Consider the following 25,110-nt stretch of genomic DNA (forward strand, 5'->3'; position numbering starts at 1 on the left):
GGCGTCAGCCGGACAGGGCCGCCAGCACCACGGACTTGGCCTCCTCCTGGACCCGGCCGAGGTGGTCGGGGCCGAGGAACGACTCGGCGTAGATCTTGTAGACGTCCTCGGTACCGGAGGGGCGGGCCGCGAACCAGGCGTTGTCCGTGGTCACCTTGATGCCGCCGATGGCCGCGCCGTTCCCGGGGGCCTCGGTGAGCACCGCCGTGACCGCGTCCCCGGCCAGGGTGTCGGCGCTGACCTGGGCCGGGGAGAGCTTGGCGAGCAGGGCCTTCTCCTCGCGGGAGGCGGGCGCGTCGATGCGCGCGTACGCCGGTTCGCCGAAGCGGGCGGTCAGCGCCGCGTAGTGCTCGGAGGGGGTCTCTCCCGTGACCGCCGTGATCTCGGAGGCGAGCAGCGCCAGGAGGATGCCGTCCTTGTCGGTGGTCCACACGGAGCCGTCCCGGCGCAGGAAGGACGCCCCGGCGGACTCCTCCCCGCCGAAGCCGATGGTGCCGCCGGCCAGTCCGTCCACGAACCACTTGAAGCCCACGGGCACCTCGACCAGCTCGCGGCCCAGGTCGGCGGCGACCCGGTCGATCATGGCGGAGGAGACCAGGGTCTTGCCGATGCCGGTGGTGGCGGGCCAGCGGTCGCGGTGGGCGTAGAGGTAGGAGATGGCGACGGCCAGGTAGTGGTTGGGGTTCATCAGGCCCGCGTCCGGGGTGACGATGCCGTGCCGGTCGGCGTCGGCGTCGTTGCCGGTGGAGATCTGGAAGCGGTCGCGCTGCTCGATGAGCGAGGCCATCGCGTACGGCGACGAACAGTCCATGCGGATCTTGCCGTCCCAGTCCAGCGTCATGAACCGCCAGGTGGGATCGGTGTGCGGGTTGACCACGGTGAGGTCGAGGCCGTGCTGTTCGGCGATGCGGCCCCAGTAGGCGACCGACGCTCCGCCGAGCGGGTCGGCCCCGATACGGACGCCGGCCGCGCGGATCGCGTCCAGATCGAGCACGCCGGGCAGATCGGCGACGTAGGTGCCGAGGAAGTCGTAGCGGCCGGTGGTGGGTGCGGCGAGGGCGCGGGCGTAGGGGACGCGCCGTACGTCCTTCAGGCCGCCCCGGATGATCTCGTTCGCCCGGTCCTGGATCCAGGAGGTCGCGTCGGAGGCGGCGGGGCCTCCGCTGGGCGGGTTGTACTTGAACCCGCCGTCGGCGGGCGGGTTGTGGGAGGGCGTGACGACGACGCCGTCCGCGAGGCCGGCGGTGCGGACGCGGTTGTGGGTGAGGATGGCGTGCGAGACGGCCGGGGTCGGCGTGTAGCCGTCCGCGTCGTCGATCAGCACGGTCACCTCGTTGGCGGCGAACACCTCCAGGGCGGTCACGCGCGCGGGCTCCGACAGGGCGTGGGTGTCGGCGCCCAGGAAGAGGGGGCCGTCGATGCCCTGGCCGGCGCGGTACTCGCAGATGGCCTGGCTGGTCGCGGCGATGTGATCGTCGTTGAAGGCGCTCGCCAGTGACGATCCGCGATGTCCGGAGGTCCCGAACGTGACGCGCTGCCCCGGATCGTCCAGGTCGGGGTGGCGCGCGTAGTACGCGGTGACCAGCCGAGCGACATCGACGAGATCTTCGGGTCCGGCCGGACGTCCCGCTCGCTCGTGCTGCATGGGCCCGCTCCTCCGCATGGGTTGATCCTTCGCTTGTGGTCTCATCCTTCCTCGTCACAGCGGCGCCGCGCGAGGGGGGCACCCCGGTGACGGACGGATGTGCGCCAGACCACGCGGAAGAAAGCGGCACGGAGCACGAGGAGGCGGCGCTACGGACCACCGGTACACCCGGTGGCGCGTCGCGCCGCCTGCTCCCCTCGTGCCGGCACGTCCAGCGCGCCGGTCGTGCTCAGATCCGCCCGCCGGTGAGCCGGGTGAGGGGGCCGTGCGCGCCGCGTTCCGCGCGGCGTCCGACGGCGTAGGACGCCGCGCCCAGGGCGGTCAGGCCCGCTCCGACGCCCGCGGCCACGAGCTTGCGGTGGGCGATGACCGTCCAGGCCGTCTTCGCCGTGGCGGCGACGTGGCCGGAGGCCGTGACGACCGCCTGGCGGCCCACTTCGACGCCCTTGGCCGCGGTCTGCGCGGCCGCCTTCGCCGACTCGGCGGAGCGTTCCGCGCCGGACTTGGCCGCTGACGCCGCCTCACCGGCCTTGCCCGCGGCGCCCTTCGCCGCCTGGGACGCCGGCGCCGTCGCCTTGTCCGCCGTGCGGCGGGCCTTGGACTCGGCGGTCTGTACGGTGGTCGGCTTCTGATTCGTGCGCTTGTTCTCTTCAGTCATGGACACCGACTTGCCTCTGACTCCGGACGCAAACACATTCGGTCGCCCACCGACCGGGCAAGGATGCGCCTGAGCACCTCGCCGAAGGGTAGATGTGCTGCAGGCAAGCCACATCGCAACAGGAAGGAAGGTGCGTCATGGCCGGAATGCTGGATCGCATCAAGCAGTTCGCCCGGAGCCCGCAGGGGCGGCGGGCCGTGGACCAGGCACGGCGGGCCGCGGCCGACCCCCGCAAGCGGGCCCAGGCCCAGCGTCTGCTCGGCAAGCTCAGGGGCCGCCACTGACCGGGTCGACCGTTCCTCCCGGTTTCCAACTCCTTGGACACACAGGTGTGTTCATGCCCGGCTTGGGCACTTGGGTCGCACCACACACCTGAGAGGAGCTGGTTCGATGGGCAGGGCGGGAAACAGCGGGCGGGTCTGTGCCTTAGGCGTCGCCGGAGTCCTGGCGGGGACGGTGCTGGTCGGCTGCGGCGACGACGGCGACCCGGGCGACGGCACCTCGGCGAAATCGAGCGCCGGTGCCCGGGAGCAGGGCACGCAGGCGGTGCGCTCGGCCTACGACAGGACGGCCGAGCAGGACACCGCCAAGGTGAAGCTCCGGGTGCGGACCTCGGCCGAGGGCGCCTCGCAGACCGCGAACGGGCAGGGCGTGGTGGACCTGGACGACGGCGACAGCGTCATGACGCTCACGGTGCAGGGGCAGCAGATCGAGCAACGGGTGATCGATCAGGTCCTCTACCAGAAGATGCCCAAGGGTCAGGCGCCGGGCGGCAAGCCCTGGATCAAGATCGACCTGGGGAAGGTCGCCGCGCGGCAGGGCACCGGCGACCAGTCCATGAGCGATCCGGCGCAGTCCGCGGCATACGCCAAGGCGATCACCGACAAGGACGTGACCGAGAAGGGCACGGCCACGGTCAACGGCGTGCAGACCACGCACTACCGCGTCTCGGTCGACGTCGCCGAGCTGCCCAACGGCGACACCCTGCGCAAGCAGGTCGGCCCGACCCTGCCGATGGACGTGTGGCTGGACGACGAGGGCCGGATGCGCCGTCAGCAGATCGACATGACCCTCAAGGCCCCGGCGGCGACGCAGGGCTCCTCCTCCGACGCCTCGGCCGCGCCCGAGAAGGTCACGGTCCGCACGGTCATGGACTTCACCGACTTCGGCACCGAGGTCGAGGCGGACGAGCCGCCGGCCGGGCAGGTCACCGACATGACCGGCAAGGTCCTGGAGCAGGGCAAGGGGCAGAGCTGACCCGAGGTCACTTCACCGCGCGGCCGCGGACGCGTCGTACGAGCTCGTCCGCGGCCGCCGGCCACTCGGGACACTCGAAGACGAAACCCGCGTCGAGCAGGCGGCCGGGGACGACCCGACGGCTCTTCAGCAGCAGTTCGGTGTCCGAGCGCAGGACGAAGGCGCCGATCTCCGCCAGCCAGCGCGTCGCGGGCAGACCCACCGGGACGCCCCACGCGGCGCGCAGGGCGCGCATGAAGGTGCGCTGGGGCACGGGGCCCGGCGCGGCGAGATTGACCGGGCCCTCGATGTCGTCCCGGGCGACGAGGAACTCGACCGCCCGGGCGAAGTCCCGGTCGTGGATCCAGGACACGTACTGGGTGCCGCCGTCGACGGGCCCGCCGAGGCCGAGCCGGGCCAGCCGCAGCAGGACGTCGAAGACGCCGCCGCGGTCCGGGCTCATCACCATGGCGGCGCGCAGGGCCACCTTCCGGGTGTGCGGGGTGTCGGCGCTCTCCTGTTCCCGCTCCCAGGCCTTGGCGATGTCGACGCTGTATCCCCAGTAGCCGGGTGCGCCGGGTTCGGTGCCGCCGATCACGCCCGTGGCCTCGTCGTTGGGTGCGTCGAAGCGGTGCGCGTAGACGGTCGCGGTGCTCATCTGCAGCCAGACCCGGGGCGGCCGGCCGGCTGCGGCGATGGCCTCGCCCACGACCCGGGCGGAGTGGACCCGTGAGTCCATCATCTGCCGGAGGTTGGCGGGCGTGTAGCGGCAGTTGACGCTCCGGCCGGCCAGGTTGACCACGACATCGCTGCCGTCGATCTCCGCCGCCCAGGGCCCCGGGGTCGCGCCGTCCCAGTGCACTTCACCCGGCCCCGCGGGGTGCCTGCTGAGCACCACGACGTCATGTCCCGCCGCGCTCAGCGCGCGCTTCAGGACCGTGCCGACCTGCCCGGTGCCGCCGGGTATCACGAACTTCACGAAGGCCTCCCCCTCGATGTCCGAGAGCGACCCTAGCCCATATTTGAACGCGTTCAAAACCTTCGGGTGCCGTAGGGCTCAACCTGCGCGGATGCGCCATCGGGCAAGATGGGCCCATGAGCGTAGTCAAGATCAACGTACTGACCGTGCCCGCCGAGCAGCGGGAGACGCTGGAGAAGCGGTTCGCCTCCCGTGCACACGCCGTGGAGAACTCCGACGGGTTCGAGTGGTTCGAGCTGCTCCGCCCGGTGGAGGGCACCGACACCTACCTCGTCTACACCCGGTGGCGTGACGAGGAGTCGTTCCAGGCCTGGATGGAGGGGCCGATGAAGAGCGCGCACCAGGGCGGCGGCGAGGGCGGCGAGCGGCCGAAGCCCGCGGCGAGCGGCTCGACGCTGTGGTCCTTCGAGGTGGTGCAGCAGGCCGCGCCCAAGGAGGCGTGACCGGCGGCGCGACGCACGAGGTCCCCCATGCCGCACCGCATGGGGGACCTCGTGCGTGACGGCCGTACCGGCGCTCAGGTGCGCCGGGAACGCGCGGGTACGGCGGTGCGGCCGACCGCCGCCGCCAGCTTGCGCAGCCGGCGCCAGTCGAGACGCGGGGGCGCCTCGGGGACTCCGGGACGGTTGCGGGGCACCCGGACGCGCAGGGCGCGGCGGGCGATGCGGCAGCGGACGGGGGCGGGCATGGTGAGTGCCTCGCCGTCGAGGCCGACCTCCAGCTGCGGCGCGTCGGCCTCGACGACGACGCGCTGGGCGGTGAGCACGGTGAGCCCCTCCGGGCGGGGGGACAGCAGGAGTTCGGCCGCTTCCACGGCACTGTCCACGCGGACCGCGAGCACGCCCAGCCGCCCGGAGTTGAGCCGCTCGCGCCGGCCGAAGCCGAAGGGGTCGTCCATGCGGTAGGCGTTGTTGCTGACCAGGATCGCCTGCGGGTCGGCGACGGTGGCGCCGTCGGCGGTGACCGTCAGACGCGGGCCGCTCTGCCGGGTGAGCAGGTCGGGCAGGCGATCCAGGGCCGCACCCACCTTGTCCTCGCGATAGCCGGGGCTCTGGACGACGGCCCCGTACACACCGAACGAGGCGTTGTTGACGAACGGACGGTCATCCGCGAACCCGAGATCGACGCGGAGTTCGACGCCGTCGGTGAGGGCGTCGAGGCAGGTGGAGGGGTCGTCCCGGTCCAGGCCCAGGTCCATGGCGAAGTGGTTGCGCGTGCCGGCGGCGATGACGAGGAACGGCAGGCCGTGTTCCGCGGCGACCGCGGCGACCAGGGCCTGGGTGCCGTCACCGCCCGCGACGCCCAGGAGGTCGGCTCCGTCGGCCACGGCGGCCTTGGCCAGGGCGGTGACATCCTGATGCTGGTCCGGGTCGAGCAGGAGGACCTGCGCGCCCAGCGACTCGGCCTTCTCCTGCAGGTGGAACTTCTCGACCTTGCCGCCGCCGGAGCGCGGGTTGAGCAGCAGGAAGGGGCGCAGGGGCGGCGGTGTGCGGTACTCCTTGACCCGTACGGATCGCAGGCCCGTGCTGCGCAGGGCGTAGCGGCCGCTCCAGACCGCCCCGCACCACAGGAGCAGGGACAGGAAGACCACCCAGAGCAGATTCGCCGCGGCGAAGAGGGTGATGAGACCGACGGGCGCGACGACGGCCAGCGCGGCCGACGCGATACGGACCACTCCTCGCCGGGAGAGCACCCACCAGAGCGCGGCCGCGGTCAGGGCGAGTCCGGCAAGACCTGCCACGAGCAGCAGCAGCCCTCGCAGACCGCCGGAGACGAGCGGCAGCAAGGCCGCAAGGGCGGCCGCGGCCAGGGCGCCCCTGGCGGCCCATCTCTGCCGGCGGTGAAACCGTTCGTCCATCGCCGATCCCATGTCGTCCCTCCGCTCGAAGGCCGGCACGGGCGGACCTTCGACCCGCGCGCCCGGCCGTGACCATGGTGCCCGCCGACGCGTCGGCTCCGCCACTGCCGTCCTGGACGGCTCCCCCACCGCCGGGCACGTCCGACGTGAAGATCCCTGGGGGCGGAGCCATCGGTAGCGTACGCGGCCTCATGGGCGCGGTTTCGCGCACCGGGGCACACCGGCACGCCCCCTCCCCTCCTTCGAGCCTGCCCTCCCTTGACCTGGTGAGTCTCATTACGCAACTCTATCGGTCACAGTTCCTGTCGATGAGGAGGCCGGCACGCGATGGAGTGGACGGGCGCGCGGTACGCGGACCGACCGACGGTCGAGGTGACGACGTGGGTCGCCGCCCCGCCGGGGAGGGTGTGGGCGCTGGTGTCGGATGTGACGCTGATGCCGGAGATGAGCGAGGAGCTGCAGTCGGCGCGGTGGGCCGAGGGTGCGGCCGGGCCGGCTGTCGGGGCCCGGTTCGTCGGCCGGAACAGGCATGAGCAGTTCGGCGAGTGGGAGACGACCTCGACCGTCGTCGCGTGCGATCCGGAGCGGGTGTTCGCCTGGGCGGTCGGGGATCCGGCGGAGCCCAGTGCCGTCTGGCGGTTCGGGCTCGAGCCGAGGGGCGGCGGGACCGGGTTGTCGCAGTGGATGCGGATGGGGCCCGGGCGCTCGGGTCTCTCGTTCGCGATCGACGCCATGCCGGAGAAGGAGCAGAAGATCGTGTTCGTGAGGCTGCGGGAGTTCGAGCGGGGCATGACCGCCACGCTGGAGCACATCAGGCAGCGGGCGGAGGCGTGATGCGCGCGGCGACGACCGTCGAGGCGGCGGCTCTGGGCTCCTGGTCCCGGCAGGCCGACTTCGTCGTGGAGGCCGAGAAACTGGGTCTCGACGTCTGCTGGGTGGCCGAGGCCTGGGGTTCCGACGCCCCGTCCGCCCTGGGCTACTACGCGGCCCGTACGGAGCGGATGCTGCTCGGCTCCGGGGTCATGCAGGTCGGCACGCGCACGCCGGTCGCCCTCGCGCAGACGGCGATCACCCTGTCCAACCTGTCCGGCGGACGGTTCCTGCTGGGGCTCGGCCCGTCCGGCCCGCAGGTGATGGAGGGCCTGCACGGAGTGCCGTTCGCCCGCCCCCTGGCTCGGGTGCGCGAGACGGTGGAGATCGTGCGGCAGGTGGTCGCGGGCGGCAAAATCTCCTACTCGGGCTCGGAGTTCGGCATTCCGCTGCCCGGCGGGGAGGCGGTCCCGATGCGTCTGTCCATGCGGGCCGAGCACCCCGTCCCCGTCTACCTGGCCGCGCTGTCACCCGCCATGCTGCGGCTGACCGGCCAGGTCGCGGACGGCTGGCTCGGCACCAGCTTCGTCCCCGAGGGCGCGGCGGAGGCCTACTTCGCTCCCCTGGACGAGGGTCTGGCCGCCGCCGGCCGTGAGCGCGCCGGGTTCGATGTCTGCCAGGGCGCCGAGGTCGCGTTCGCCCGGGACGAGGAGGCGCTGGCCGCCATGGTCGCGGACCGGAAGAAGGAACTCGCCTTCAGCCTGGGCGGCATGGGCTCGGCGTCGACCAACTTCTACAACCGGGCCTACAGCCGTCAGGGCTGGGCCGAGGTCGCGGCGGAGGTCCGGGAGCGCTGGCAGGCGGGCGACCGGGACGGTGCGGCAGGTCTCGTCACCGACGAGATGGTGCTGGCCACCACGCTCATCGGCACGGAGGAGATGGTGCGGCGGCGGCTGCGCGTCTGGCGGGAGGCCGGTGTGGACACGGTCCGCCTCTACCCGGCCGGAGAAACCCTCGCCGGCCGGCTCGACACACTCGGCAGGGCGATCGAGCTGGTCCACGCGACCTAGACGCGCCGGTAAGCTCCCCTGCTGATCATCGGCCGACACGAACAACAGGGGGCTCCGTGCGGGCCATGGCTACCGTGACGACGACCGCGCTCTGCCTGCTGGCGAGCGCGGCCCTGGCCGGGTGCGGCGCCGGCGGCACCGGCGAGGACAGATCCGCGGGCGACATCCTCGACGAGGCCAACGCGAGGATGCGGAAGCTGGACACCGTCACCGTCGACATCACCAACCGCACCAAGAGCAGCGGCACGGTCACCAGCCACCTCGTGACCGACCTGGACGGCCGGTGCAGGTCGAAGACCACCTGGTCCGGCGGCGGCGCCCTGGAGCAGATCCGTCTGGGCACGACCGACTACGTCCGTCCGAACCGGGCCTACCTGCAGAAGTGGAAGAACAAGCCGGGCGTCACCAGCGAGCAGAAGCTGTGGGTGAAGACGCCCGTGGACCCGGCCTCTTCGGGCGGCGACGGACTCACCTCCTGCGAACGGCCCTTCGACTCGTTCGGCACGGCATAGAAGGGCGACTCCACCCGCGTCGGGGACACGAAGGCCATCGAGCTGATCGTCACCGACAAGGCGGACAAGGAAGGGACGTACACCTTCTACGTGGCCGAGGAGGGCGAGCCGTATCTGCTGAAGACGGTGTACAAGAGCGCCGCGCAGCGCACCACCACGTCGTTCAGCGGTTTCGGCGAACCGCTGGACGTCCGGGCGCCGAAGCCGGGTGAGGTGCTGAGCGTCGGCGGGCCGGCGGCTGACCCGGTCAGGAGGCAGCGGCGACGACGCGGCGTTGTGGGCGCTGGCCCGAATGAACGACCCGCGCTGCCTGCCCGGCACAGCCCGGGTCCTTCCGGTGCGCAGGGACGTGTGCCGCCTCATCGGCGAGCATCGCCACGAGATCCAGCACCGTACGACGGCACGGCACGTCCGGATGTCCACGGATTTCCGTGCCCTGGCGCCCCGTGAGCCGGAGCCGGGGCGGGAGACTCTCCGGCAGCGCTTTCCGTTGGATTTCCGGCGGCAACCGGCCGAGTGGGACGAATCGTCACACCAGGGCTTGACGGGGTGGAGCCGGGCTCGGCCTACTGGAGGCGCAGCCGGCCGTGTCGGGGGGTCTGGTCCGGTGCCGGCCCTGGGGTCGAGTCCACTCCGTACTCCCCCGCCGGAACGCAGGTCAGGGGTCTGATGGTGCGGCGACGTTGGGCAACCGCGGTGGGTCTGGTGGCCTGCCTGCTGTTGCTGCACCTCGTCGTTCCGGGACTCGCACGCGAGGGGCGTTCGGCAGTGGCGGTCACCTCGGCGGTGGACGTGGTGGAGCCGGGCGCGGCTTCGAGTGCCCAGGCCGAAGGGGCCGGGGAGTCGTGTCCGTGCGAGGAGGAGCCCTCGGTTCGGCAGCTCGCGGCGCGGACGCCGCGGGCCGCGGGGGCGGCCGGAGCGAGCCCGGTGGTGACCGGGGCGGCCGTGGTGGGCCGGGGTGGTACGGACCTCCGTGCGGCGGGAGCGGGCCCGTGTCCGGGGGCGATCGGGTCCGCCCCGAGCGCCGCCCGGTTGCAGACGTTCCGCTGCTGAGTGACGGCGGTACCGCCAAGGGCCTGCGCCGTGCGGCCTGAGTACTGCCCTGGTGCCGAATCGCGGTGAGTGCAGGCCTTCGTGTGTCCCCATGCCGATGACACAGGAGGCAGAGTTGCCTGGAAAGCGCGTTCTCGTTCTCAGGCCGGACGAACTCGGCTCGAACGACCAGAAGATGTGGCGGGAGATCCGGACGGAGTCCGGCGCCCCGGCGAATCCCTTTCTCGACCCCGCGTTCACCATGGCGGTGGGGCAGGTCAGGCCGGGGGCCAGGGTGGCGGTGCTGCAGGACGACGGTTCCCCGGCGGGGTTCTTCCCGTACGAGGCGGGGGCGTTGGGGCGGGGCCGGGCCATCGGGCTGGGGGTGTCCGACAGCCAGGGGGCCGTGTTACGTCCCGGGATCCGGCCGGACGCCCGCCGGTTGTTACGCGTCTGCGGGCTGTCGTCCTGGGAGTTCGACAATCTCGAAGCCGGTCAGGGGGTGTTCGTGCCGCACGCGGTCGAGGAGCTCGCCTCCCCGGTCGTCGACATCGGCGAGGGGTTCGAGGCGTACACGCAACGGCTGCGGGCGCAGTCGCCGGGTTTCCTCAGACAGACCCTGGCCAAGGAGCGCAGGCTGGTCCGGCACGTGGGTGAGGTGCGGTTCGTGTACGACGCCCGGGACCCCGGTGCGCTGCGGGCACTGATGGAGTGGAAGTCGGCGCAGTACCGGCGGACCGGCCGGCGGGACCGTTTCTCGCAGGAGTGGATCACCCGGCTGGTGGGGCTGCTCGGGGAGAGCGAGGAGCCGGAGTGCCGCGGGGTGCTGTCCGTGCTGTACGCGGCGGACCGGCCCGTGGCCGCGCACTTCGGGCTGCGCTCACGCACGGTGCTGTCCTGGTGGTTCCCGGCGTACGACCGGGTGTACGCCAAGTACTCCCCCGGTCTCGTACTGCAGCTGAAGATGCTGGAGGCCGCCGCGGCCGACGGCGTCGAGACCGTCGACCTGGGGAGCGGTCCGGCCCGCTACAAGGAGTCGCTCAAGACCCGTGACCTGCGGGTGTACGAAGGAGCGGTGATGCGGCCGGTGCCGGGCGGAGCCGCCCACTGGCTGGGCCGGGAGCCTGCGCGGGCGGCCCGTCGCTTCGTCCGCAACCGGCCCCGCCTGGCCGGTGCGGCGGCACGGACGCTCGAGGAGCTGGGCCGGTTGCGCGGCAGCTGAGGCCGTGTCAGCCGGCCCCCGTACTCATGGACCGTGACCTGGGCGCCCGGCCCCGGAGAGCCGGGCGCCGGGCGGTCAGCCCGTGGCGGTCCAGCTGTGGGCGACGTCCACGATGACGCGGTCCTCGAGCTGCTGCACCCGGAAGGGCAGCCGGGCGCGGACGCCGAGGCCTATCTGGGTCTCGCCCTCGAAGCTGCCGGCGAACCGGGTGTCCCGGAAGGTGCGGTACCCGGTGAGGTCCACGCCCGGCAGCGGGCGCGCCACCCGGCCGGGGTACGTGGCCGCGCCGGTCTCCGGGTCGTAGGCGGGCGCGGTCACCCGCACCTCGATGACGGCGCCGCCTGCCACGGGGATCTGGCGGCCCGAGCCGTCCTGGTAGAGCCGGTCGACGTACTGGACCCTGTAGCCGACGCCGCTGCCCGCGCCGGGCACGTCGACGACCATCCGGTCGAAGCAGGTGTGACGGCCGGTCCTGACGTTCGTCACCGGTGCGACGGTGCCGTCGGCGCCGGTCTTGGCGAGGCTTCCCCAGCCGGTCGGACACGCCGTGGCCTGTGTGGTGGACTGCCCACCGGCGGCCGGTGCGGCGCCGGCCGGGATCGCCGCCGCCCCCACCGTGGCGCCCACGAGTGCGAGAGTCGCGCATGCTCTTCTGATTCGTACCATTGCCGCCCCCGAGGCTTGCATGTGGCTGATACCGGGTGAGACGACCGGGCTGACCGAAAGGTTGCACTTACCGCGCCGGACCGCCGCCCATGGCACATCCTGGTGGGGAGCGATTGGTGTCCGGTGCGTCCGTACCGGGAGGACGCGACATGGATGAGGCAGCCGCCGTACCGGACAGGCCGCGGTCAGCCGATGGCCGGAGCCGGGACGGGGCTGACGGCCGGGTCCCGAGCGGGGACACGGGCCGGATCGAGGATGCCCTGACGACGCCGCTGGTCGAGGCCGTCCGGGACCTCGACGGCTACGGCGGACTGGTGTATCTGCGCTCCCGCGACCGGCGCTCGCTGGTGCTCGCGATGGTCACCGGGGTGCCGCGCTCGCTGCTCAAGAGCTGGTGGCGGGTGCCGGTGGGCGGTGCCCTGCCCATGGCGGAGGCCTACCGGCGCGACGAGACCCTGTGGCTGCCGGACGAGCGCGCCACCATGGTGCGCTTCCCGCACTTCACCGCCGGGCTGCCCTACTCCTTCGGATCCGCCTACCAGCCCGTCCGGGCCGGCGGCCAGGCCGTGGGCGTCCTCGTCGTGCTGCGCTCGGCGGCCCGGACGCCGATGGAGGCGGAGGTGGTGGATCTCGCGCTGCGCCCCGCCGAGCGGGCCATGGAGGAGCGCCTCGACTCCCTCAGCACGGCCCGGACCGCCCCGGGCTCCGCCGCATTCCGCGTCGAGTACGACGACGAGCCGATCAGCGTGCGGCTGCCCACCACCTCCGCCCGCCCGGTCCGGGTCGGGCTCATCGACTGGAACCTGGACAGCGACCGGTGCACGGCGGACGACGAGGCCCTCGCGCTCCTGGGCATCGACCGGGCGGAGTACGGCGGCACCATCACGGACGTCGAAGCCCGTGTCAGCTCCGACGACCTGCACGAACTGCGGGAGAGCCGGCACGACGCGCTGGCCAGCGGCCGGGTCAGGTCCCGGCACTTCCGGGTACGGGACGAGTCCCTGGGCGAGGGGAGGACCAGCTACCGGCCGGTCGAACTGTGGGGCCATCTCGTGCACGGCGGCGCCGGCTCCGGACGGATCCTGGTGGGCGCCCTCGTCGACGCGGCCGGCGGAGTCACCGCGGCCGAAGCGGCCGAGCGGCTGCCCGACGGGATCTTCTCCCTGGACCAGGACGGCCGCCTGACGTACGCCAACCGCCGCTGCGAGGAGCTGCTGGGCTCCGGGCGGGAAGAGCTCTTCGGCCGCTACCCGTGGGAGGTGATCACCTGGCTCCGGGATCCGGCGTACGAGGACCGCTACCGGGCGGCGATGCTGTCGCAGGAGCAGGTGTCCTTCCTCGTCCGGCATCCCGACGGGGACTGGCTGAGCTTCGTGCTGTACCCGGACGTGCACGGGCTGACCGGCCGGGTCTTTCCGACCGGCCCGCCCACCGGGGCCGAGCCGGGACCGGAGGCCGGTTCCGCGACCGGTCCCGGCGTCACCGCCGCCGCGCCGCCGCCCGGGCCGGTCGCCGCCGCGCGGGCCGGAGCGCTGTACCACGTGGTGCAGATGGCGAGCGTGCTCACCGAGGCGGTCACCGTGCAGGACGTCTGCCGGGCCGTGTCCGAACAGTTGCTGCCCGCCTTCGGTGCCCGGGAGCTGGCCCTGTACACCGTTCGTGAGGGCCGCATGTACCTGCTGTGGGAGTCGGGCTATCCGGAGGGCTTCCTCACCCCGTTCGAAGGCGTCACCCTCGACACGCAACTGCCCGGCGTTCACGCGCTGACCACGCGGCTCCCCCTGTTCTTCGAGTCGCCCGAGGACCTCTCCCTCGCCTATCCGGGCATCACCCTGGACCGCATGAACGCCTGGTCGTTCCTGCCGCTGATCGCCTCCGGTCATTCCGTCGGCTCCTGCATCCTCGGCTGGGAGGCCCCGCACCGGTTCACCCCCGACGAGCGCTCCGCCCTCACCGCGCTGAGCGGCCTGACCGCCCAGGCGATGGAGCGGGCGCGGCTCTACGACTCGGAGTCGGCCGTGGCCCGCGGCCTCCAGGAGGGGCTGCTGCCGCACCGCCTGCCCACCGTCGAGGGCCTGCGCACCACCGGCCGCTATCTGCCCGGTACGCAGGGCATGGCGATCGGCGGCGACTGGTACGACGTGATCACCACCGGGCGTGGCGTGGCCCTGGTCATCGGGGACGTCGAGGGTCACAGTGTCGGCGCCGCCGCGGTGATGGGGCAGCTGCGCAGTGCGGTGCACGCCTTCGCCGCGAGCGAGCGCCCGCCGCAGGAGGTCATCACGCACACCAACCGGCTGCTGACCGAGCTGGAGTCGGACGTCTTCGCCACCTGCTGCTACATCGAACTCGACCCGAGGACCGGACGCGCCCTCGCGGTGCGGGCCGGCCATCCCCCGCCGCTGCTGCGCCACCCCGACGGGCGGGCCGAGATGCTGGATCTCGTGGGCGGCGTCATGTTGGGCGTGCAGCCCGACTCGGTGTACCCCGTCACCGCGCTCACCCTGGCCCCCGGCAGCGTGCTCGCGCTGTACACCGACGGGTTGGTGGAGCGGCCCGGCAGCGACATCGAGACGGGCATCGACGCGGTCCGCCGCCGACTGTCCGAGACCCCGGCGGACTCGGTGGAACATCTCGCCGACCGGTTGGTGGGGACGGCGCGGCGGGCCCGGGAGCGGCCGGACGACGTGGCGCTGCTGTTGACGGCGTACCGGTGATTGCGGCGCTCGGCTCGGGGCATGCTGCCCGGACACCCGGCTGATCGGACGAACAGCCGTGCGAAGCGGTGCGGAGTACCGTGGGCGGGACCGGTGAGCAAGGCGGTGGTGGCGTGGAGTGGCAGCGGTACGCCGAGCAGATGGCGCTGCTCGCCCGGGATCTGGTCGCCCAGGATTCGGTTCAGGCGACGCTGGAGGCGATCTCGGCGTCGGCGGTGAAGCTGGTCGAGGGCTGCGACGCGGCGGGGATCCTGACGGTCTCGAAGGGCCGGGCCGTGACGCTGGCCGTGTGCGGTGACCTCGTCGAGGATTCGGACCGGCTGCAGGGCGAGTTCGGTGAGGGCCCGTGCTTCGACGCCGCGCGCCGTGTGGGCGGTCAGCGGCTGTTCCGGATCGCCGACATGACCCGGCCGCAACCGTCCTGGCCGCGGTTCAGCCAGGCGGCCCGCGATCTCGGGATCGGCAGCATGACCGGCGTTCTGCTCTACACCGACGAGCAGGACTTCGGCGCGCTGAACCTCTACTCACGCCGTCCCGGTGCCTTCGGTCAGGACATCGAGGCCGCGGGCTGGCTGCTCGCCTCGCATGCCGCGGTGGCGCTGGCCACGGCCCGTACCGTCGACCAGCTCGAGCACGCCCTGGAGACCCGGCACACCATCGGGGAGGCCATGGGGATTCTGATGGAACGCCATCAGCTGAGCGAGGACGAGGCCTTCGGCGTGCTGCGGCGCATCTCCCAGGACCACAACCTCAAGTTGCGCGACGTGGCGCGGCGAGTCCGGGCCGAGTTCCCGGATCCGGCCTGACGGGCCGGTCCGGGCGGCGGGCTCACGCCGGTCCGTCGCTCAGGCGGGAGGCGCGCAGGAGGAGCACCGCGATGTCGTCGGTGTGCTGTCCGGTGGGGGTGGTGTGGCGGACGAGCCGGTCGATGAGCCGTTCCAGGTCGTAGCCGTCGGCGGTGTCCAGTTGCCCGGCGAGGTCGGTCGTGGTGCGGGTGAGGTCGGTGCCGGGGAGTTCGACCAGGCCGTCGGTGTAGAGGGCGAGGGTGGTGCCGGGGAGCAGGGGCACGGTGGTGACCGGGTAGTGGGCGCCGGTGTCGATGCCCAGCAGCGGGCCGGGCTCCACGTCGAGGACGCCGGCGGGGTGCCGGGCCTGGCGCAGCAGCGGCGGCACGTGTCCCGCGCTGGCGAAGGAGGCCTGGTGGCGGCCGAGGTCGAGGTGGGCGTAGAGGCAGGAGACGAGCAGTTCGGAGTCGAGGTCGGCCAGGAGCCGGTTGGTGCGGGCGAGGACCTGGCCGGGTGCGGCGCCGGCCGTGGCGTGGGCGTGGATGGCGGTGCGGACCTGGCCCATGAGGGCGGCGGCGGCGACGCTGTGGCCTTCCACGTCGCCGATGACGGCGGCCGCGGTCGTGCCGTTGAGGCGCAGGACGTCGAAGAAGTCCCCGCCGACCTCGGTGCCGTGGCCGGCGGGCAGGTAGCGGGCGGCGACGTCGAGGCCGGGCAGACGGGGCAGGGCCCGGGGCAGCAGGGCACGCTGCAGTTCGTGCACGAGCCGGTGTTTGGTGTCGTAGAGCCGGGCTCGGTCGAGGGCCTGGGCGATCAGGCCGGACAGCGAGGTGAGGACGGCGCGTTCGTCGGCGGTGAAGGTGTGCGGCTCGGCGTAGGACAGGATGCAGCAGCCGACCGGCCGGCCGGAGATGGTCAGGGGGAGGAACGCCCAGGCCTGCTTGCCGCTGATCCGGGGTGCTCTGGGGTAGCCGGCGGCCAGCTCGGCGGGGTGGGCGAAGAAGGCCGGGGTGCCGCTGGCGAGGACCTGGCCGGCGGGGGTGAGGTCGGTGTCCAGGGACAGGGCGTCGAGCCGCTCCATCACGTCGGCCGGGTAGCCGTGATAGCCGGTGATCTTCAGCCGGCCGGCGTCGACGCCGGACAGCACGAGGCCCTGGGCGCCGAAGGCGGGCAGGATCTGGTGGGCGATCAGTGCGACGAGGTCGCGCACGGTCACCGTCTCGGTGAGCGCGGCGGCCAGGTGCACGAGTTGGTAGAGGCGTCCCGTCGGTGCCGCGACGGGTGGCCGGGCGCCGGTGGGCGGCGGGTCCTCGGTCTGTTCCGCGCTGTGCAGGACGCGGACGCTGATGCCGCTGGCGTCGGGGTAGAGCTGGAAGGTCAGCGGCTGGTCCGGCGGGCGGAGCGCGGTGAAGGAGACGGGGGCTCGGCTGATGAGCGCCGTGCGGTAGTGGTCCTCGTAGACGGGGTCGTCGAGCCAGGGCAGGGACTGCCAGGGCCGGGTGCCGAGGAGCCGGTCGGCGCCGCGGCCGAGCAGGCGGGCCGCGGTGGCGGTGGCGAAGGTGATGCGGCCCTCCAGGTCGAGGGCCAGGGCGCCCTCGGGGAGGCGTTCGAGGTAGTCGGCGGCGGCCAGGCCGGTCTGCGCGGGGTGGCGTGCGGCGTCGACGGGGACGACGCGCGGCAGCTCGGGCAGGGACGGTGCCCGGGTGGCGTCGTCCAGGAGGCGGGCCATGCGGCGGGCGCTGGAGGTGATGCGGTCGCGTTCGCGTGGCGTGACCCGGCGTGGCCGGCCCGCGGGCCACATCAGCACCAGGCCACCCCAGGAGCGCCGTACGCCGGTCAGGGGGACGGCGGCCAGGGCGAACGGGTAGGGCAGGGTGGCAGCCGCACGGGGGTAGCGGCGGGCCATCTCCTCCTGGCCGGCGACACAGACCAGGGTGTCGTCGTGGATCGCGTCGGCGACCGGGACCGGTGCGGTCAGGGGCAGCCGCTGCCAGGGTGCGGTGAAGGCCACCGGCAGCCCGCACAGGGCCACCAGGCGGAGCACCGGCTCCGCCTCCTCGATGAGGTAGAGGCCGCCGATCGAGGCGCCGGTACCGCGCACGGTGTCGGCCAGAGCCGCCCCCAGGGCGTCGTCCGGCGATCCGGCCTGTTCGTTGCTCCCGGGCATGGTGTCCTCCCGCTCCTCCCCGGACGCTACGCCTGGCGGAGCGTCCGGGCATGTCGTTCGGACGGGTGCCCGGTTTGGAGGTGAATGTGCAGATCCGGGGCGGGTTCGCAGAGCTGCCGGGGGCGGTGGGTTCGGTCGTTTCGTGCGGGCGGCCGTGCACACGGACTCCGGCTGGCAGAATCGGGGGCCCTGGACGGCATCGGGAGGCCGGCTTGCAGACGCTGACATCGCAGGACCCGCTGGCCGTCGCCGTCACGGAGGCGATCCGGGCCGGGGATCTGCCCGGGCTCCGGCAACTGCTCGCCGACCACCCCGGCCTCGCCACCGCCCGCATCACCGAGCAGGGTGAGGACGGCAGGGGCACGCGCAGTCTGCTGCACATCGCGACCGACTGGCCCGGTCACTTCCCCAAAGGCCCCGAGGTGGTCGCGGCCCTGGTCGCCGCCGGGGCCGATCCCCGGGCCCGCTTCGGCGGTGCGCACGCGGAGACGCCGCTGCACTGGGCCGCCAGCAGCAACGACGTACCCGTGCTGGACGCGCTCATCGCGGCCGGCGCCGACATCGAAGCGCCCGGGGCGGTGATCGGCGGCGGCACTCCGCTCGCAGACGCCCGGGGATTCGGGCAGTGGCGCGCCGCGCACCGGCTCATCGAGCACGGCGCCCGCGTCACCCTCCAGGACGCCGCCACGCTCGGCCTGCTCGACCGGGTCCGGGCGTACGTCGACGCGGACGAGCCGCCGTCGCCGGAGGAGATCACCAGCGCCTTCTGGGGTGCCTGCCACGGCGGGCACCTGCCCACCGCGCAGCACCTTCACCAGTGCGGCGCCGACCCCGACTGGTGCGGCTACGACGGCATGACCCCGCTCGACATCGCCCGCGCCCAGGACGCCGACGACGTCGTGCGGTGGCTGTGCGACCTGGGCGCGAAGAGCCGCGCCTAGGGGGAACGCCTCACAGGCAGTAGCGCACGAGCCATTCGTCCTGGTTGTACGCGGTGCGCGCCGGGTCGGGCACGCTGGCCGCCCGCTCCTCGACCATGTCCTCCACGCGCACCGGCTCCGGCAGCGCCCCGAAGCGGACCCGGCGGGCGGCGCTCTCCCTTTCGCTCCCCTGCTGTGACGTCGCCTCGTCCATGGCGATTCCCCTCTCCGGCTGGCCAATCCGACCGTTCGACCCTAGGCGGGCAATGAGTTGACGTGCGGGAGGGGCGCATGGTTCCCGCGGCGCGGCTCAGCCGTAGAAGTTGCGCTGCCACCGGTGCCCGGCGAGCGTGACCGGCCGGCCGTCCGTGAGCGGCCGGCCGTCGCTCAGGGCGGTGTTGCGCTCGACGTTGCTCCACGGCTCGGCGGTCCTGCGACGGGCCGGTGCCGTCGGCTCCGCCGACCCCAGGCGATCACCCGCCGGAGATCACGGCGGTTTCGCCGGGCGAACCGGCTTGTTCGACCCTACGAACTTGCAGCTCGGTTGTTTCCCTTGCACCTTCACAGTGATAGGAAACCTTCCTATCAGTTCTGCACGGCCGGCTCTTCCAACCCCCCACTCTGCTTGGAGGCACCGTGAGACACCCCTCGGCCCCGGCCACCCGCCGCACCGCCCTGGCGCTGTTCGGCGCGGCCCTCGCGACCGCCCCGTTCCTGAAGCCGCCGCGCGCCACGGCGTCCGTGCGCGCGATCGGGCTCGACGACCCGGCGAAGAAGGAGATCGCCATGCAGCTCGTGTCGAGCGCGGAGAACTCCTCCCTCGACTGGAGGGCCCAGTACCGGTACATCGAGGACATCGGCGACGGCCGCGGCTACACCGCCGGCATCATCGGGTTCTGCTCCGGCACCGGCGACATGCTGGACCTCGTCGAGCTCTACACCGACCGCAAGCCCGGCAACGTCCTCGCGACGTACCTGCCGGCCCTGCGCGAGGTCGACGGCTCCGACTCGCACGACGGACTCGACCCCGGCTTCCCGGGCGACTGGCGCCGGGCGGCGCGTGACGCCGAGTTCCGGCGCGCCCAGGACGACGAGCGCGACCGGGTGTACTTCGACCCGGCGGTCCGGCAGGGGAAGGCGGACGGGCTGCGGGTGCTGGGCCAGTTCGCCTACTACGACGCCCTCGTCATGCACGGCGACGGCGGCGACCCCCTGAGCTTCCGCAACATCCGCAAGCGGGCCCTGCGGACGACGCAGCCGCCGGCGCGGGGCGGTGACGAGGTGACGTACCTCGAAGCCTTCCTGGACGCACGGGTGTGGGCCATGAAGCAGGAGGAGGCGCACAGCGACACGAGCCGCGTCGACACGGCCCAGCGCGTCTTCCTGCGCCGGCGCAACCTCGACCTCGACCCGCCGCTGGACTGGAAGGTCTACGGCGACAGCTATCACATCGGCTGACCACCACCGGCCCGGGAGCGATTGGTCCGTCAAGCACGCGTGGAAGTGGACCTCCTCCCGGGCCGCCCGGCTGCCTAGCGTCGCCGGCATGAACGCCACCACGACGCGCGGGGCCCTGCTCGCCGCGCTCGCCTGCGTCCTCGTCGGAGGATCCTTCACCGCCAACAGCGTCCTGGGCGACTACCCGTACGCGGGCGGCCAGTTCCTGCGCTACGGGCTGGCCTGCCTGCTGCTCGTCCCGGCGGCGGGCAAGGGCGCTGCCGACCGGCTGCGGGCCCTGACACCCCGCCAGTGGGGCCGACTGGCCCTGCTCGCGGCGGTCGGCATGGTCGGCTTCAACCTGGCCGTCATCGCCGCGGAGCGCACGGCGGAACCGGCGGTGCCCGGCGTGTTCGTGGGCTGTGCGCCGGTCGCCGTCGCCGTGCTCGTGCCCCTCCTGGACGGGCGCAGGCCGCAAAAGGCGGTGCTGTACGGGGCGTTGCTCGTGGCCGCCGGCGCCTTCACGGTCCAGGGCTGGGGGCGCGCGGACGGTACGGGCATCGCCTTCTCGGTCTGCGCCCTGGCCGGGGAGGTCGGGTTCGCGGTGCTCGCCGTGCCCGTGCTGCGGCCGCTCGGGCCCCGGCTGCTGTCCGCGACCGTGTGCGCGGTCGCCGCACTGGAGTCGGCGGCGGTCGGGCTGCTGGTCGACGGGGGCGCCTGGCTGCGGCGACCGGACACCGTCGAGACGGCCGCGCTGCTGTGGCAGGCGGTGGTGGTCACCGTGGTCGGCTTCGTCTGCTGGTACATGGGCATGCAGCGGATCGGCGCGGAACGCGCCACCCTGTTCTCCGGTCTCATCCCGGTCGCGGCGGCCTGCACCGCGCCGCTCGTCGGCACGGGGTCCTACGGACTCGCGCAGGCGGCGGGCAGTGCGCTGGTCGGGCTCGGCGTGGCGCTCGGGTCGGGAGCGCTGAGGCGGGCAAGGCGCGAGCCGTTCACGGGGCGGGCCTTTCGGGGGAACGGGCGCCCGCAGTCCCGCGGAGTCCGCGTGCCTGAAAAGCCGGAGTGATCCCGCGTGCATCTAATGGACGGCACTGAACTCCCGGCCCACACAGGAGACGACGTCCATGCCGCACAGCCGCACCGGTGATGGGGACCAGAAGGCCGCGCGCGGGGGTGTACTGCGGCGGCTGGGCGAGTGGTGCGCACGCCACTTCGTGATCGTCATCATCGCCTGGCTGGTGGCGCTGGTGGCGCTGCAGGTCGTCAGCCGGACGTTCGGCGGGGAGTACTCCGACAACTTCTCCCTGCCCCAGGCGCAGTCCCAGAAGGGCCTGGACGTGCTCAAGGCGCACGATCCACAGGCGGGCGGCTACAGCAGCCAGATCGTGCTGCACGACGACCAGCAGGCCCTGACCGCGCTGAGTTCGCAGATCTCCACCACGGTCGCCGACCTGGAGAAGCTGCCGCACGTCCTGTCGGCCCAGAACCCGCTGTCCGCGCCGGGCTCGTCCTCGGGGCAGTCGCAGCAGCAGAACGTCGGGCCGCTGTCGGACGACCAGAAGACGGCGTACATCACCGTCCGCTTCGACCAGCAGCCCTCGACGCTCGGCGACGACTATCTCAACGGGGTCGACAGCGCTGTGCAGTCACTGCGGTCGGCCGGTGCGGAGGTCGAGTACGGCGGGCCGCTCGGCGAGCTCGCCCGGCCGGAGGCCGACGACCGGGTGAGCGAGCTGATCGGGTTCGGCGTGGCCGTCATCGTGCTGCTGATCGGGTTCGGGAGTGTCATCGCCGCCGTCGTCCCGCTGCTCACCGCGCTGATCAGCGTCGTCGGCGGCCTCGCGATTCTCGGGCTGCTGGCCGTCGCGTTCACCTTCGCGACGGTCTCCCCGACCCTGGCCACCATGATCGGGCTCGGTGTCGGGATCGACTACGCCCTGTTCATGATCACCCGGCACCGGCAGAACCTCATCGACGGTGCGGACCCGGTGCGGGCCGCCGGGCAGGCCACGGCGACCAGCGGTCACGCCGTCCTCGTCTCCGGCTGCACGGTGATCATCGCCCTGGCGGGCCTGTCGGCCTCCGGGGTCGGCTTCATCAGCCTGCTCGGGGTCGCCGCCGCGGTCACCGTCGTCTCGGCCGTCGTCGGCGCGCTCACCCTGGTCCCGGCGCTGCTCGGGCTCATCGGCCGGCGCATCGACCGCTACCGGGTGCGCCGCCCCGTCGCCGAGACCGACACCGAGGCGGGCGGGACACCACGGGGGACCTGGCACCGGTACGCGCAGCGGGTGGAGCGCAGACCGCTGTGGTTCCTGTCGGCGGGTGTCGCCGCGGTCGCGGTGCTCGCGATCCCCGTGTTCTCCATCCAGCTCGGGCACATCGGGGACGGCGCCGATCCGACGTCCTTCACCGACCGGCGGGCCTACGATCTGATGACCGACGCGTTCGGGCCCGGGTCCAACGGACCGCTCACCGTCGTCATCGACCAGACGGACGTGCCGGGCTCGCAGCGTTCCGATCTGGCCTCGAAGGCCCAGCAGACGCTCGACTCGGTCCAGGGGGCGGCCGTCGTCACCCCCCTGACACCCACCCAGGACGGCGACGTCCTGATCGGCACCGTGTACTCGACCCAGTCGCCGCAGAGCGCCACGACCACGGACCTGAGCAACCGTCTGGTCGACCACACCCTGCCGGACGCGGTCATGGGAACGGACGCCAAGGGCTATGTCACCGGTACGACGGCGGCCCAGGTCGACTTCCGCGACATCGTCGCCTCCCGGCTGGTCGTGATCATCCTCGTCGTGGTCGGCCTGGCTTTCCTGATCATCCTGGCCGTGTTCCGGGGGCTGCTCGTCGCCGTCAAGGCGGCCGTCCTGAACGTCCTGTCGATCGCCGCCTCGTACGGTGTGGTCGTCGCGGTGTTCCAGTGGGGCTGGGGCGGTCCCGCGCTCGGCGTCAACGGCAAGGTGCCCGTCGAGAGCTATGTGCCGATGATGATGTTCGCCATCATCTTCGGCCTCAGCATGGACTACGAGATCTTCCTGCTCTCCCGCGTCCACGAGGCGTGGCTGCGCACCGGGGACGCCAAGGCCTCCGTCGCCCACGCCCTGGAGATCACGGCCCGGGTCATCACCTGCGCCGCGCTGATCATGGTGAGCGTGTTCGCGGCGTTCATCGTCAGCGACAACATCGTGGTCAAGATGCTCGGGCTGGGGCTGGCCGTCAGCGTGCTCATCGACGCGACCGTCGTACGGCTGCTCATGGTGCCGGCGGTGATGACGCTGCTCGGGCGGCACGCCTGGTGGATGCCGCGGTGGCTGGACCGGGTGACGCCGCACATCGACGCCGAGGGGCCACCGGCCGGGGCACGTTCGGCGTCTCCCTGAAGCGTCCTCCAACTCCCTTGCGGCATCGGCTGCTTGCGACGGCTCCGCACCTCACCCCGAACTCCCCTGTCTGAAAAATCCCCTTTTTACTGTTTTGGCCTTACGGGTGTGGTTAATCGAGGAGGGTGCGTATGGGGCGGACGCCGAAGCGCGGTGATGGACGCGCATGCCGTCGCCGCGGGCGGTCCGGTTCCTTATCGAGAATTCTGGGAGTTGAAAATGATCACTCGAGAGCAGATTCCCACCGTGCTGGACCACCCGGTCCATGACGCCAGGGGCGACAAGATCGGCGATGCCAGGCACGTCTTCATCGACGACCTCACCGGCGAGCCCGAGTGGGTCAGCGTACGAACCGGCCTGTTCGGCACCAGCGAGTCCTTCGTGCCCATCCACGACGCGGCCCTCGTCGAGGACCACCTCGAGGTGCCGTACGCCAAGGACCAGGTCAAGGACGCGCCCAACGTCGACATAGACGCCGGCGGCCACCTGTCCGAGCAGGAGGAGGAGCGCCTGTACCAGTACTACGGCATCAACTGGGACGCCGCCTGGCAGGACGCTCGTTCCGGTACCGGCCAGGCCACCGGCACCACCGGCACCACCGGCACCACCGGCACCACCGGCACCACCGGCACCACCGACGACGCGATGACGCGGTCCGAGGAGGAAATGCACATCGGTGTCGAACGCCGCGAGGCCGGCCGGGCGCGGTTGCGCAAGTACGTCGTCACCGAAGAGCAGCAGTACACCGTCCCCGTGCGCCATGAAGAGGTCCGCGTCGAGCGAGAGCCGATCAGCGACACCAACCGGGACCGGGCGATGAGCGGCCCGGACATCACCGAGGCGGAACACGACGTCACCCTCTACGAGGAGCAGGCCGTGGTGGAGACCAGGGCCGTACCGAAGGAGCGGGTCCGCCTGACCACCGAAGAGGTGACAGAGGAGGAGACCGTCACCGGCGAGGTCCGCAAGGAACGCATCGAAACCGAGGGAACCGACGAGCGCGGGGACCAGCGGCGCCGCCACTGATCTCCACCGGGATCCTGGGACGGGAGGACCGGCGCCCCTCCCTCCCGGGCGTCCTGCGTGGCCGCCGGGACGAACGAGCACTCCGTCGGTGAGGGGTGGCCGGGGGTCAGTGGAGCACCAGGTGGACGAGGGCGAGGGTGCCGACCGACACGATCAGGGTCCGCAGGACGGTGGGGCTGAAGCGGCGGCCGGTTCTGGCTCCGATCAGACCGCCGAGCGCAGATCCGGCGGCGATGAGCACGACGGCCGTCCAGTCGAAGTGGGCGAAGAACAGGAACAGCAGGGCGGCGACGGTGTTGACGAGCGCCGCCAGCACGTTCTTCACGGCGTTGAGCCGCTGCAGGCTCTCGTCGAGCAGCATGCCCATCAGGGAGACGTAGATGATGCCCTGTGCGGCGGAGAAGTAGCCGCCGTAGACGCTGGCCAGGGTCAGCCCGGTGAACAGCAGCGGGCCGCCGTCACGGCGGACGGGGCTGCTACCCGCCTCGCGACGGCGGCGCACTCTCCTCGCGATCCAGGGCTGGCACGCGACCAGGACGAGGGCGAGACCCACCAGGACCGGCACGATCCGTTCGAACGCCGAGGCGGGCAGGGTCAGCAGCAGCACGGCGCCCGTGAGGCCGCCCAGCACGGCACCGATGCCGAGCAGGAGGACGCGCCGGCCCTGGCCGCGCAGTTCCTCGCGATAGCCGACGGCCGCGGTGATGGAACCGGGGACCAGGCCCAGCCCGTTCGACACCGTGGCCGTGACCGGGGGCAGCCCGGTGGCGAGCAGGACCGGGAAGGTGATCAGCGTCCCAGAGCCGACGACGGCGTTGACGGCCCCGGCACTTGTGCCGGCGGCGAGCACGGCGGCCATGTCCCACGGCGTCATGCCGGCGCCCCTCGGCGTGTGCCGTTCCAGGTGAGGTTCATGGGGTCACGCTAGAGGGCGGGTGATTCGGCCGTCGTCGAAGGGTGCCGGGGTCCGGCCTCGGCCGG

At 72.5% G+C, this 25,110-nt stretch carries 22 protein-coding genes; 14 read left to right on the forward strand and 8 right to left on the reverse strand.

What is annotated here, in order from left to right:
* Window positions 1-4: 4 nt before the first annotated feature.
* Complete coding sequence (pgm, locus tag G3I77_RS36660) at window positions 5-1,645, reverse strand: phosphoglucomutase (alpha-D-glucose-1,6-bisphosphate-dependent) (RefSeq protein ID WP_248510936.1); 1,641 nt, start codon at window positions 1,643-1,645, stop codon at window positions 5-7.
* Window positions 1,646-1,874: 229 nt separating this feature from the next.
* Complete coding sequence (locus tag G3I77_RS36665; RefSeq protein ID WP_248510938.1) at window positions 1,875-2,303, reverse strand: hypothetical protein; 429 nt, start codon at window positions 2,301-2,303, stop codon at window positions 1,875-1,877.
* Window positions 2,304-2,440: 137 nt separating this feature from the next.
* On the opposite strand from G3I77_RS36665, the gene G3I77_RS36670 reads away from it, so the two are divergent.
* Both G3I77_RS36670 and G3I77_RS36675 read left to right on the forward strand, forming a co-directional pair.
* On the forward strand, window positions 2,441-2,587 hold the full coding sequence (locus tag G3I77_RS36670) for a hypothetical protein (RefSeq protein ID WP_179878731.1): 147 nt from the start codon (window positions 2,441-2,443) through the stop codon (window positions 2,585-2,587).
* 106 nt (window positions 2,588-2,693) lie between these two features.
* The gene (locus tag G3I77_RS36675; protein WP_248510939.1) at window positions 2,694-3,560 is read left to right on the forward strand and encodes a hypothetical protein; all 867 of its coding nucleotides are present in this window, start codon (window positions 2,694-2,696) and stop codon (window positions 3,558-3,560) included.
* Window positions 3,561-3,567: 7 nt separating this feature from the next.
* On the opposite strand, the gene G3I77_RS36680 is transcribed toward G3I77_RS36675, so the two are convergent.
* Window positions 3,568-4,518 (reverse strand): DUF1731 domain-containing protein, encoded by a 951-nt coding sequence (locus G3I77_RS36680; RefSeq protein WP_248510941.1) that lies wholly within the window; start codon window positions 4,516-4,518, stop codon window positions 3,568-3,570.
* A 116-nt stretch (window positions 4,519-4,634) separates the two neighbouring features.
* Between G3I77_RS36680 and G3I77_RS36685 the strand changes: the two genes are divergently transcribed.
* Window positions 4,635-4,961, forward strand: a complete 327-nt coding sequence (locus G3I77_RS36685) for an antibiotic biosynthesis monooxygenase (RefSeq protein WP_248510943.1) — start codon at window positions 4,635-4,637, stop codon at window positions 4,959-4,961.
* A gap of 74 nt (window positions 4,962-5,035) precedes the next feature.
* Here G3I77_RS36685 and G3I77_RS36690 read toward each other — a convergent pair whose 3' ends face one another.
* Window positions 5,036-6,388 (reverse strand): diacylglycerol kinase family protein, encoded by a 1,353-nt coding sequence (locus G3I77_RS36690; RefSeq protein ID WP_248510945.1) that lies wholly within the window; start codon window positions 6,386-6,388, stop codon window positions 5,036-5,038.
* Window positions 6,389-6,703: 315 nt separating this feature from the next.
* On the opposite strand from G3I77_RS36690, the gene G3I77_RS36695 reads away from it, so the two are divergent.
* The 4 genes from G3I77_RS36695 to G3I77_RS36710 all read left to right on the forward strand — a co-directional run bounded on the left by G3I77_RS36695 (window position 6,704) and on the right by G3I77_RS36710 (window position 11,022).
* A complete protein-coding gene (locus G3I77_RS36695) occupies window positions 6,704-7,210 on the forward strand; it encodes an SRPBCC family protein (RefSeq protein WP_248510947.1) in 507 nt (168 codons plus the stop codon).
* Entirely contained in the window at window positions 7,210-8,256 is a 1,047-nt protein-coding gene (locus tag G3I77_RS36700; RefSeq protein WP_248510949.1) for an LLM class flavin-dependent oxidoreductase, read from the forward strand. Before G3I77_RS36695 ends, G3I77_RS36700 begins: the two co-directional genes overlap by 1 nt.
* 65 nt (window positions 8,257-8,321) lie before the next feature.
* Complete coding sequence (locus tag G3I77_RS36705) at window positions 8,322-8,768, forward strand: hypothetical protein (RefSeq protein WP_248510951.1); 447 nt, start codon at window positions 8,322-8,324, stop codon at window positions 8,766-8,768.
* Window positions 8,769-9,918: 1,150 nt separating this feature from the next.
* Window positions 9,919-11,022, forward strand: a complete 1,104-nt coding sequence (locus tag G3I77_RS36710; RefSeq protein ID WP_248511084.1) for a GNAT family N-acetyltransferase — start codon at window positions 9,919-9,921, stop codon at window positions 11,020-11,022.
* A gap of 75 nt (window positions 11,023-11,097) precedes the next feature.
* On the opposite strand, the gene G3I77_RS36715 is transcribed toward G3I77_RS36710, so the two are convergent.
* A complete protein-coding gene (locus tag G3I77_RS36715) occupies window positions 11,098-11,688 on the reverse strand; it encodes a hypothetical protein (protein WP_248510953.1) in 591 nt (196 codons plus the stop codon).
* 149 nt (window positions 11,689-11,837) lie between these two features.
* Between G3I77_RS36715 and G3I77_RS36720 the strand changes: the two genes are divergently transcribed.
* Together G3I77_RS36720 and G3I77_RS36725 are read left to right on the forward strand one after the other, a co-directional pair.
* Window positions 11,838-14,405 (forward strand): SpoIIE family protein phosphatase, encoded by a 2,568-nt coding sequence (locus tag G3I77_RS36720; protein ID WP_248510955.1) that lies wholly within the window; start codon window positions 11,838-11,840, stop codon window positions 14,403-14,405.
* 113 nt (window positions 14,406-14,518) lie between these two features.
* Window positions 14,519-15,211, forward strand: a complete 693-nt coding sequence (locus tag G3I77_RS36725) for a GAF and ANTAR domain-containing protein (RefSeq protein WP_248510957.1) — start codon at window positions 14,519-14,521, stop codon at window positions 15,209-15,211.
* Between the two features lie 22 nt (window positions 15,212-15,233).
* Here the strand turns inward: G3I77_RS36725 and G3I77_RS36730 are convergent, their stop codons facing one another.
* Window positions 15,234-17,357, reverse strand: a complete 2,124-nt coding sequence (locus tag G3I77_RS36730) for a SpoIIE family protein phosphatase (protein ID WP_248510959.1) — start codon at window positions 17,355-17,357, stop codon at window positions 15,234-15,236.
* A gap of 212 nt (window positions 17,358-17,569) precedes the next feature.
* On the opposite strand from G3I77_RS36730, the gene G3I77_RS36735 reads away from it, so the two are divergent.
* The gene (locus G3I77_RS36735) at window positions 17,570-18,298 is read left to right on the forward strand and encodes an ankyrin repeat domain-containing protein (RefSeq protein WP_248510969.1); all 729 of its coding nucleotides are present in this window, start codon (window positions 17,570-17,572) and stop codon (window positions 18,296-18,298) included.
* A gap of 10 nt (window positions 18,299-18,308) precedes the next feature.
* Here G3I77_RS36735 and G3I77_RS36740 read toward each other — a convergent pair whose 3' ends face one another.
* On the reverse strand, window positions 18,309-18,491 hold the full coding sequence (locus G3I77_RS36740; protein ID WP_248510970.1) for a hypothetical protein: 183 nt from the start codon (window positions 18,489-18,491) through the stop codon (window positions 18,309-18,311).
* A gap of 422 nt (window positions 18,492-18,913) precedes the next feature.
* On the opposite strand from G3I77_RS36740, the gene G3I77_RS36745 reads away from it, so the two are divergent.
* The 4 genes from G3I77_RS36745 (at window position 18,914) to G3I77_RS36760 (ending at window position 24,129) form a co-directional block, all read left to right on the forward strand.
* Window positions 18,914-19,735, forward strand: coding sequence for a chitosanase (locus G3I77_RS36745; RefSeq protein WP_248510973.1), 822 nt, complete (start codon window positions 18,914-18,916; stop codon window positions 19,733-19,735).
* A gap of 88 nt (window positions 19,736-19,823) precedes the next feature.
* Complete coding sequence (locus G3I77_RS36750) at window positions 19,824-20,783, forward strand: DMT family transporter (protein ID WP_248510975.1); 960 nt, start codon at window positions 19,824-19,826, stop codon at window positions 20,781-20,783.
* A 58-nt stretch (window positions 20,784-20,841) separates the two neighbouring features.
* On the forward strand, window positions 20,842-23,103 hold the full coding sequence (locus tag G3I77_RS36755; protein WP_248510977.1) for an MMPL family transporter: 2,262 nt from the start codon (window positions 20,842-20,844) through the stop codon (window positions 23,101-23,103).
* A gap of 219 nt (window positions 23,104-23,322) precedes the next feature.
* Window positions 23,323-24,129 carry a YsnF/AvaK domain-containing protein gene (locus tag G3I77_RS36760; protein ID WP_248510980.1) on the forward strand — a complete coding sequence of 269 codons (807 nt, stop codon included), beginning with the start codon at window positions 23,323-23,325 and terminating at the stop codon, window positions 24,127-24,129.
* 106 nt (window positions 24,130-24,235) lie between these two features.
* Here G3I77_RS36760 and G3I77_RS36765 read toward each other — a convergent pair whose 3' ends face one another.
* On the reverse strand, window positions 24,236-25,003 hold the full coding sequence (locus G3I77_RS36765; protein ID WP_248510982.1) for a sulfite exporter TauE/SafE family protein: 768 nt from the start codon (window positions 25,001-25,003) through the stop codon (window positions 24,236-24,238).
* Between the last annotated feature and the right edge of the window lie 107 nt (window positions 25,004-25,110).

It is taken from the genome of Streptomyces sp. D2-8, from assembly GCF_023184515.1.
Taxonomy (GTDB): Bacteria; Actinomycetota; Actinomycetes; order Streptomycetales; family Streptomycetaceae; genus Streptomyces.

Excerpts from the sequence above, each read along its gene's own strand:
- pgm (WP_248510936.1), bottom strand. The coding sequence starts at position 1,645 with ATGCAGCACGAGCGAGCGGGACGTCCGGCCGGACCCGAAGATCTCGTC.
- G3I77_RS36665 (WP_248510938.1), bottom strand. The coding sequence starts at position 2,303 with ATGACTGAAGAGAACAAGCGCACGAATCAGAAGCCGACCACCGTACAG.
- G3I77_RS36670 (WP_179878731.1), top strand. The coding sequence starts at position 2,441 with ATGGCCGGAATGCTGGATCGCATCAAGCAGTTCGCCCGGAGCCCGCAG.
- G3I77_RS36675 (WP_248510939.1), top strand. The coding sequence starts at position 2,694 with ATGGGCAGGGCGGGAAACAGCGGGCGGGTCTGTGCCTTAGGCGTCGCC.
- G3I77_RS36685 (WP_248510943.1), top strand. The coding sequence starts at position 4,635 with ATGAGCGTAGTCAAGATCAACGTACTGACCGTGCCCGCCGAGCAGCGG.
- G3I77_RS36690 (WP_248510945.1), bottom strand. The coding sequence starts at position 6,388 with ATGGGATCGGCGATGGACGAACGGTTTCACCGCCGGCAGAGATGGGCC.
- G3I77_RS36695 (WP_248510947.1), top strand. The coding sequence starts at position 6,704 with ATGGAGTGGACGGGCGCGCGGTACGCGGACCGACCGACGGTCGAGGTG.
- G3I77_RS36700 (WP_248510949.1), top strand. The coding sequence starts at position 7,210 with ATGCGCGCGGCGACGACCGTCGAGGCGGCGGCTCTGGGCTCCTGGTCC.
- G3I77_RS36705 (WP_248510951.1), top strand. The coding sequence starts at position 8,322 with ATGGCTACCGTGACGACGACCGCGCTCTGCCTGCTGGCGAGCGCGGCC.
- G3I77_RS36710 (WP_248511084.1), top strand. The coding sequence starts at position 9,919 with ATGACACAGGAGGCAGAGTTGCCTGGAAAGCGCGTTCTCGTTCTCAGG.
- G3I77_RS36715 (WP_248510953.1), bottom strand. The coding sequence starts at position 11,688 with ATGGTACGAATCAGAAGAGCATGCGCGACTCTCGCACTCGTGGGCGCC.
- G3I77_RS36720 (WP_248510955.1), top strand. The coding sequence starts at position 11,838 with ATGGATGAGGCAGCCGCCGTACCGGACAGGCCGCGGTCAGCCGATGGC.
- G3I77_RS36730 (WP_248510959.1), bottom strand. The coding sequence starts at position 17,357 with ATGCCCGGGAGCAACGAACAGGCCGGATCGCCGGACGACGCCCTGGGG.
- G3I77_RS36740 (WP_248510970.1), bottom strand. The coding sequence starts at position 18,491 with ATGGACGAGGCGACGTCACAGCAGGGGAGCGAAAGGGAGAGCGCCGCC.
- G3I77_RS36750 (WP_248510975.1), top strand. The coding sequence starts at position 19,824 with ATGAACGCCACCACGACGCGCGGGGCCCTGCTCGCCGCGCTCGCCTGC.
- G3I77_RS36755 (WP_248510977.1), top strand. The coding sequence starts at position 20,842 with ATGCCGCACAGCCGCACCGGTGATGGGGACCAGAAGGCCGCGCGCGGG.
- G3I77_RS36760 (WP_248510980.1), top strand. The coding sequence starts at position 23,323 with ATGATCACTCGAGAGCAGATTCCCACCGTGCTGGACCACCCGGTCCAT.
- G3I77_RS36765 (WP_248510982.1), bottom strand. The coding sequence starts at position 25,003 with ATGACGCCGTGGGACATGGCCGCCGTGCTCGCCGCCGGCACAAGTGCC.